Genomic DNA, 6,764 nt, shown 5'->3' with positions numbered 1-6,764 from the left:
GGGTCGTCCTGGTACGGGTCGAAGCGGTGGGCGGGGCGGGGTGCGGTGGTCGTGGTGGTCATGGTCGGGCCTTCCTGTGCAGCAGTGGGAGAAGAGGAGGAGGGGCGGGGACCGGCGCGAGCCGGTCCCGCCGGAGGGGCTAGCTGAGCCCCGCGGCGTCGGCGGGGGTGCTGTCGCCGGTGACGACCTGCTCGACCGGGGAGAGCGCGTAACCCCAGGCCGCGAGCTGACGGAAGTGCTCGGCCGTGCGCTCGTCGCCGCGGCGCCAGGACTCTTTGCTCGTGTTCGCCTCCTGCCCTGCGAGGACGACGGCCAGCGCGACCAGGCGGGCCTTCGCGGGGTTCGCCTCGACCAGCGGGGCCAGCGCGTCGGCGTGGTAGCCGGAGGGCTGGGTGACGCCGAGGAGGGTGTGCGCGAGCGCGTTGCCGTTGCCCATCCCGCCCGACACCGACGAGCGGTGCGCGGTCAGTCCCAGGGCGATGACGCGCTCGGCGTCCTTCGGGAGGGTCTTCCGGGACAGGAGCGTCGTGATCCAGTCGCGGCGTACCGTCTCGGCGGCGATCCATGCGCGGTTGTTCGCGAGGAGGATGCGGCGCTCGGCGGACTTCGCTGCCTTCTCTTCCTCCGTCTCGGGTGCGGCGGGCGCGTTGTAGGCGTAGCTGAATCCGTGGGCGGCGGGGTCCTGGATCGCGTAGGAGACGTGGGTGTTGCCGTCGTAGATGGTGCTCACGAGGACGCCCCGCGGCTCGATGGTCGCGATGTGCTCGACGGTGACGCGCTTGCCGTCTTCGGTGCGCAGCGGGTCGATGACGACCCACGCGCTGCCCTCGCCGTCGACCTGATCGCGGGTGAGGACGGTGAAGCCTGCGGCCTCCTGGTTCGCCTCCTCCACGAGGACGGCGACGCGGCGGGCGCGCGCCTTGCGGTGGCGCTCTGCGGTGTGGGTGAACTGGCTCGGGTTGGTGGTGGCGACGGTGATGAGGTCGGCGCGGGCTTCCTCGTCGTCCTCAAATTCGAGGATGATCGCGGCCTGGTCCAGGGTCAGCTCGTGCTCGTGCAGCGCGGTCCGCGCGACTGCGGACTCCTCGACCGCCAGTCCCGCTTTCACGGTCGCGGCCTTGGTGCCGGTGCGCTTGGCGATGCTCGCGGCCGACAGGCCCTCGAACGACAGCTGCGCCCACGCGGCGGTGCGGTCGGCGGTGGTGAGTTCGGCGCGCTGGTCGTTCTCGATGATCTGCTGCACGATCCGCTCGGCGGTCTTGTCGTCGCCCTCCACGACGTAGACAGGGATCGTCGCGAGGCCGATTTCACGGCTCGCGAGGGTCCGGCGCTGCCCCGCGCGGACGATCACGTTGCCGTGCTCGTCGCGGCGTCCGAGCACGGGCGACAGGATGCCGCTCTGACGGATGGAGTCGATGAACTCCTTCGTCAGCGGGGCGCTGGTGCGGACGTTCTGCTCGATCACGAGGGCGGTCGGGTCGATGTGCTCGATGGTCCCGGTTGCGGTGGTGTTCACGATGGTTTCTCCTTGATCAATGTGCGATCATTGAGGCGACGGGTCCCGTGGTTCTAGTGAAACTACGGGGCTTTTGTCGTCTTCCTGATCGTTTTTCTTTGCCTCTCCGGCGGGATGAAACCAATTGAGTGGAGACGCCGTAGTGACGGGCTTTCCGGGCGAAATAAGGGCGCTTGCGCCCGCGTCCGGAAAGGTCGGCACGGAGGCGTCGGAGCGAGATAGGTTGAAACCGCGGAGAGGTGAAGAAAACAGAAAAACAGGCCGCGTAGCGGCTTCCCCTCGGCGGTGCTCCGTCACCGCTGCGCGAGTGCAGCTCGCGCCCCCCGGAACGGGGATGCCGGGGAGTGTGAGGGGGTCGCCCCTCACGGGCCGGCCCGCAGGCCGGCCCGCACCGCGCGGCTACCGGTCGGCGGGCTCGTAGCAGTTGGCGCAGTCGCACGGCCCGCCGGGGTTCTCCACCCGCTCGACGGCCGCGATCTGCGCGGCCTGCTCCGCCGGGGAGAGCGCCTGCCACCCCTCATCCGCCCGCCGGTTCAGCTCGACGCGCGCCGCACGCTCGTCCACCGTCTCCGGGGTCGGGGTGAGGAAAGCGGCCAAAGCCGCGCCGGTGTCCTGCTTCTCGGCGGCGGTGAGGAACGCGATCAGCGCGGCCGCGTAGTCGCTTCCGTCGTTGGTGACGGGGAACCCGCCCGGGCACCCCTCCCCGGGCAGGGTCAGGGTGTTGCGGACGTGCGCGAGGATCTCGGCGTCCGTGGCGGCGGCGTCCTCGTCGGACTCCGCGCGGCGGGTGGTGAGGATGAGGGCGAGCTGTTCGGCGCTCGCGCGGCCGGTGTCGGTGGTGGTCATGGTGTGGTCCTCTCAGCGGCTCATGAACGGGGCGACGCGGCGGATCGCTGCGCGGCGGGCGTGGGTGACGCAGTGGCGGAACGAGCCGCTGGTGATGCCGTGCAGCTCGTCGGAGTGCCACGCCTCCCAGACGCCGGACTTGCGGCGGGTGACGAGCACGGAGGGCGTCGTCTTGGGGTCGGTGCCCACGACGCGGATGCTCACCGCGCGGGTGTTTGCGAGCGTGAGATAGGTCTTAGCCGTGGTCTGCAAGTCGGTGGCGGTCTGCATGGTGTGGGTGCTCCCTCTGGCTGATCGTTTTTCTTTGCCTCTCCGGCGGGAAGAACCGTTTGAGTGGAGGCGGCGCAGTGACGCCTATTCCGAACGAAATAAGGGAGCGCAGCGACCGCGTTCGGAATAGGTGGCACGTAGCCGGTGGAGCGAAATAGGTTTGAACCGCGGAGAGGTGAAGAAAACGGGGAATCGGGCCGCGTAGCGGCTTCCCCTCGGCGGTGCTCCGTCACCGCTGCGCGGGCGGAGCTCGCGCCCCCGGAACGGGGATGCCGGGGAGTGTGAGGGGGGTCGCCCCTCACGGGCCGGCCCGGAGGCCGGCCCTCGCCCGCTCAGCTCGCCGCGGCCGTCTCCGCGACCGCCTCGCGGGCCGCGTCGAGTTCCGCGGCGGTGCGGTGTCCTTGCACGTCGGCGTAGGCGACGGAGTAGGGGCGCGTCCCGGCGTTCCAGTCCAGCGCGACGGTCACGGTCTTGGGGTTCACGCGGGTCACGACGCTCCACCCGTGCTTGTGCTTGATCGCGTCGCCCTTGGCGATCGTCTCGCGGCTGTAGATCGTGACCTGTCCCGCGGCGGCCTGCGCCTCGCGGACCTCCGACCAGTAGTCGCGCTGATCTTCGAGCTGCGCGCGCTCGGCGTGCAGCCGGTCGAGTCGGTCGCCGGTCGCGGGCGCGGTGGTCTCGACGTAGCCGCCGCCGAAGTTGTGCGAGCTGCCCTCGATCTTCCGCGTGTATCCGCGAATGTCGGTGTCGAGCCGGTCGATGCGGCGGGCGACCATCGCGGGCGCGTAGCGGGATTCGGTGGTCCTCGCGGCGACGTCGGCGCGAGCGCGGGCGCGGGTGGCCTCGCGGTCGGCCTCGACGCTGCGACCCATCGCGGCGTCGGCCTTGGCAATCGCGTTCCGATGCCGCGTCTCCGAGTGGTGGCCGATCTTGATCGGCTCCCCGCCCTCGGGCAGGCGGCGGAGGGCGCGGCGGGCGGCCTCGTCGGCGTCGTCCGCCTGCTCGGCGCGACGGTCAGCCTTCGCGTCGAGCGCGTCGACGCGGGCCGCCTGGCGCTCGAGGGTCGCCGCCTCCGCCTCGGCGGTCGGGCGGAACGTCTCTTCGGCCTCGATGGTGACCTCGTGTCCCGCGTCGCGCAGGGCGGTCGCGGCGCGGTTGATGGTCCACCACTTCGGCAGGCGGTCCCGGGACTGCGGGACGTACCAGGCGCCGATGGAGCGGCCCCAGCGCCAGCCGGACGCCTTCAGGATCTCGGCGGTGCCGTCGCCGCGGCTGGTGCCCTCGATGAGGGTTCCGGCTTCGGGGGTGTGGGTGATGGTGAGCATGCTCTGTCTCCTTCTCGTCTCGGCGGGGGTCAGTCGTTGTCGCGGAAGTCGACGGTCGTCTCGCTGCGGTCGTGCAGCGCGTACGCGGCCGGGTACAGGTCGAGCGCTCGCGCGACGTCGACCGGCACGACGACGTAGGCGTCGGAAGCCATGTAGCCGATCCGGCCCTCCCCCACGGGCTCGACGGGCTCGAAGTGCTGCAGCGTCACCCCGGCGACCGCTCCGCTGCGGGTGACCAGGTGCACGGCAGGGGTCTGCTCGGTCACCGGGTCGCGGCCACCGGCGCCGACGATGACCACCTGACGGGCGGTCCGGCTGATGCCCTCCGTCCCGGGTCCGTGGTACTCGCTCTTGATGACCTCGGTACGGGTGCCGCGCTGCTGAGTCATGGTGTGTCTCCCTCTGGCTGATCGTTTTTCTTTGCCTCTCCGGCGGGAAGAACCGTTTGAGTGGAGGCGGCGCAGTGACGCCGCTATCGGGCGAAATAAGCCCGCAGGGCGCGTCCGATAGCGGTGGCACGTAGCCGGTGGAGCGAAATAGGTTGAGACCGCGGAGAGGTGAAGAAAAAGAGGAAACGGGCCGCGTAGCGGCCTCCTACCGGCGGTGCTCCGTCACCGCTGCGCGAGTGCAGCTCGCGCTCCCCGGAACGGGGAATGTCGGGGAGTGTGAGGGGGTCGCCCCTCACACTGCCGGCCCGAAGGCCGGCCCGCCGCCTCTCAGCTCTCGTCGTCGCTCTCGTCGTCGTCGGCGTCGAGGATCGCGGCGATGCGGTGCGCGGTGGTGAGCACCCGCGCGGCCGTCTCGCGGATCGTGTCGGCCTTGCAGTCGCTCCACGTCGCGACGTAGCCGACGCTGTAGGCGCTGGTGTCGAATCCGACGAGCCCGGCGACGACGAACGCGACGGACTCGGCTTCCGTCTCCATCAGCCCTCGGTGCTGCGCGTACTCCTCCAGGTCATCAACGTGACCCATCAGCACGTGCGCGGCCTCGTGGATCAAGGTCTTTGCGGCCTGCTCCGGCGACAGGCTGGAATCCACGACGACCGTGCGCTCCTCGGGGGCGGCGTAGCCGTTCGTTCCCTGCGGCAGCGGGCGGCGCTCGACCGTCCACCCCTCGGCCTCGAGAGCGGCCGTCAGCGGCGCAATGACGCCGTGATCGTGCTCCCCGGTGAGTAACTGCGCGATGTCGCGGGGATCCTCGGCGCCCTCCATCAGGTCGGTCTGCTCGATCGCGAACACGGACACGAGCGGGTAGTACGTCTGGACTTTCTGCCCCTTCTCGTCGGTGCTGGTCGTGGTGCCCTCCTCGGCCTCCTCGTCGGCGGCGATCTTTCGCTGAGCGAAGCCGAAAATCTTGATCGCCTTCTCGCCCTTGCGCACCTGGCGGCCCTTGGCCTGCCACGCGCGGAACCCGGCGACGGCGGAGGCGTCGGGGCGCTGAGCGAGGATCAGCAGCAGGTTGCCCAGGCTGTAGCGGTGGAACGAGGACGCGAACGAGAGGAACCGTCGCCACTGGTCGGAGTCGCGCAGCGCCTCGACCTGCTCGGTGATGCTCTCGTGCAGCGCGGCGGCCTGCTCGCGGCGCTCCTCCGGTGTGGTCCGCGGGGCGCGCTTCTTGGCGGTGGTCTTGCGGGCGGTGGTCGTGCTGGTCATGGCGATTCTCCCTGTGCGAGGATCGACGCGACGGGTCCCGTGGTTCTAGATCAACTACGGGGCTTTCGTCTTGTCTGATCGTTTTTTTGTGCCTCTCCGGCGGGAAGAACCGTTTGAGTGGAAGCGGCGGAGTGACGCCTATTCCGAACGAAATAAGGGAGCACAGCGACCGCGTTCGGAATAGGTGGCACGTAGCCGCTGGAGCGAAATAGGTTTGTACCGCGGAGAGGAACAAAAAACCTCGAAGCAGCGCCGCGCAGCGGCTCCCCGTCGCCGCAGGCGATGTGCGCGAAGCGCACCCCGCGCCTCGAGCGGAACACCGGGGAGGGTGAGGGGCCGGCCCCTCACGGGACGGCACCGCCGGCCCTCTCCCACCTCCCGACCGCGACATGCTGACTTGTAAACATGCCTACAAGTCAGCACGCGCGGCCGGTGTGGGTCACAGGCACCAGTCCTCGGACCAACCGGAGGGCGGGACGACAGCGTGCGCCTCGCCGGTCCAGTGGAGGTAGTAGAGCGTGCTGCCATAGTCGTGATCCCCCGCGGTGACGTCCATCTGGCGGTTCTCCACGTCCGGCTCCGCGCTGCTCCACCGGGTAGAGACGTCCACCGCGCGGAGTTCCCCGGAGTCGGTCACGAGCGTCTGGCAGACGGGGCACCGGAGCGCTTCGTACGTCTCGCCGTCATCGGTCACCGTCTCGATCAGAAGCTCGGGGGCCGCTGCCCACACCTGCTGGTGCAGCTCCTCGATCGTCGCGAGCAGCGCTTCCGCGCGGCTCCCCGGCGTCTCCTGCGTGGTGGTGGTGTCGAGTTCGGTATCGGCGGTCATCGGCGTGGACTGCATGATGTGGCGCTCCCTTGTCTGATCGTTTTTTTGTGCCTCTCCGGCGGGAAGAACCGTTTGAGTAGAGGCGGCGGAGTGACGCCTATTCCGGGCGAAATAAGGGAGCTTGCGACCGCGCCCGGAATAGGTGACACGGAGACGACGGAGCGAAATAGGTTTGCACCGCGGAGAGGAACAAAAAACCTCGAAGCAGCGCCGCGCAGCGGCTCCCGGTCGCCGCAGGCGATGTGCGCGAAGCGCACCCCGCGCCTCGAGCGGAACACCGGGGAGGGTGAGGGGCCGGCCCCTCACGGGACGGCACCGCCGGCCCT

The 6,764-nt window shown here is 69.8% G+C and carries 7 protein-coding genes; all 7 read right to left on the bottom strand.

Annotation, left to right across the window (positions count from 1 at the left end; all coding sequences use genetic code 11):
* Window positions 1-139 precede the first annotated feature (139 nt).
* On the bottom strand, window positions 140-1,516 hold the full coding sequence (locus C5D09_RS16785; protein WP_104269818.1) for a ParB/RepB/Spo0J family partition protein: 1,377 nt from the start codon (window positions 1,514-1,516) through the stop codon (window positions 140-142).
* Window positions 1,517-1,915: 399 nt separating this feature from the next.
* Window positions 1,916-2,362 (bottom strand): hypothetical protein, encoded by a 447-nt coding sequence (locus tag C5D09_RS16780; protein ID WP_104256248.1) that lies wholly within the window; start codon window positions 2,360-2,362, stop codon window positions 1,916-1,918.
* A gap of 12 nt (window positions 2,363-2,374) precedes the next feature.
* Complete coding sequence (locus C5D09_RS16775; RefSeq protein ID WP_104256249.1) at window positions 2,375-2,632, bottom strand: hypothetical protein; 258 nt, start codon at window positions 2,630-2,632, stop codon at window positions 2,375-2,377.
* Between the two features lie 332 nt (window positions 2,633-2,964).
* The gene (locus tag C5D09_RS16770; RefSeq protein WP_104256250.1) at window positions 2,965-3,957 is read right to left on the bottom strand and encodes a DUF3560 domain-containing protein; all 993 of its coding nucleotides are present in this window, start codon (window positions 3,955-3,957) and stop codon (window positions 2,965-2,967) included.
* A gap of 29 nt (window positions 3,958-3,986) precedes the next feature.
* Window positions 3,987-4,346 carry a hypothetical protein gene (locus tag C5D09_RS16765; protein ID WP_104256251.1) on the bottom strand — a complete coding sequence of 120 codons (360 nt, stop codon included), beginning with the start codon at window positions 4,344-4,346 and terminating at the stop codon, window positions 3,987-3,989.
* A gap of 327 nt (window positions 4,347-4,673) precedes the next feature.
* A complete protein-coding gene (locus C5D09_RS16760; RefSeq protein WP_104256252.1) occupies window positions 4,674-5,609 on the bottom strand; it encodes an ArdC-like ssDNA-binding domain-containing protein in 936 nt (311 codons plus the stop codon).
* Window positions 5,610-6,048: 439 nt separating this feature from the next.
* Entirely contained in the window at window positions 6,049-6,453 is a 405-nt protein-coding gene (locus C5D09_RS16755) for a hypothetical protein (protein WP_104256253.1), read from the bottom strand.
* Window positions 6,454-6,764 lie beyond the last annotated feature (311 nt).

Origin of the sequence: Rathayibacter sp. AY1C9, assembly GCF_002932315.1 — a bacterium.
Taxonomy (GTDB): Bacteria; Actinomycetota; Actinomycetes; order Actinomycetales; family Microbacteriaceae; genus Rathayibacter.
Note: the sequence above shows the minus strand (reverse complement) of the source record. Positions and strands in the feature narration are given on the sequence as shown.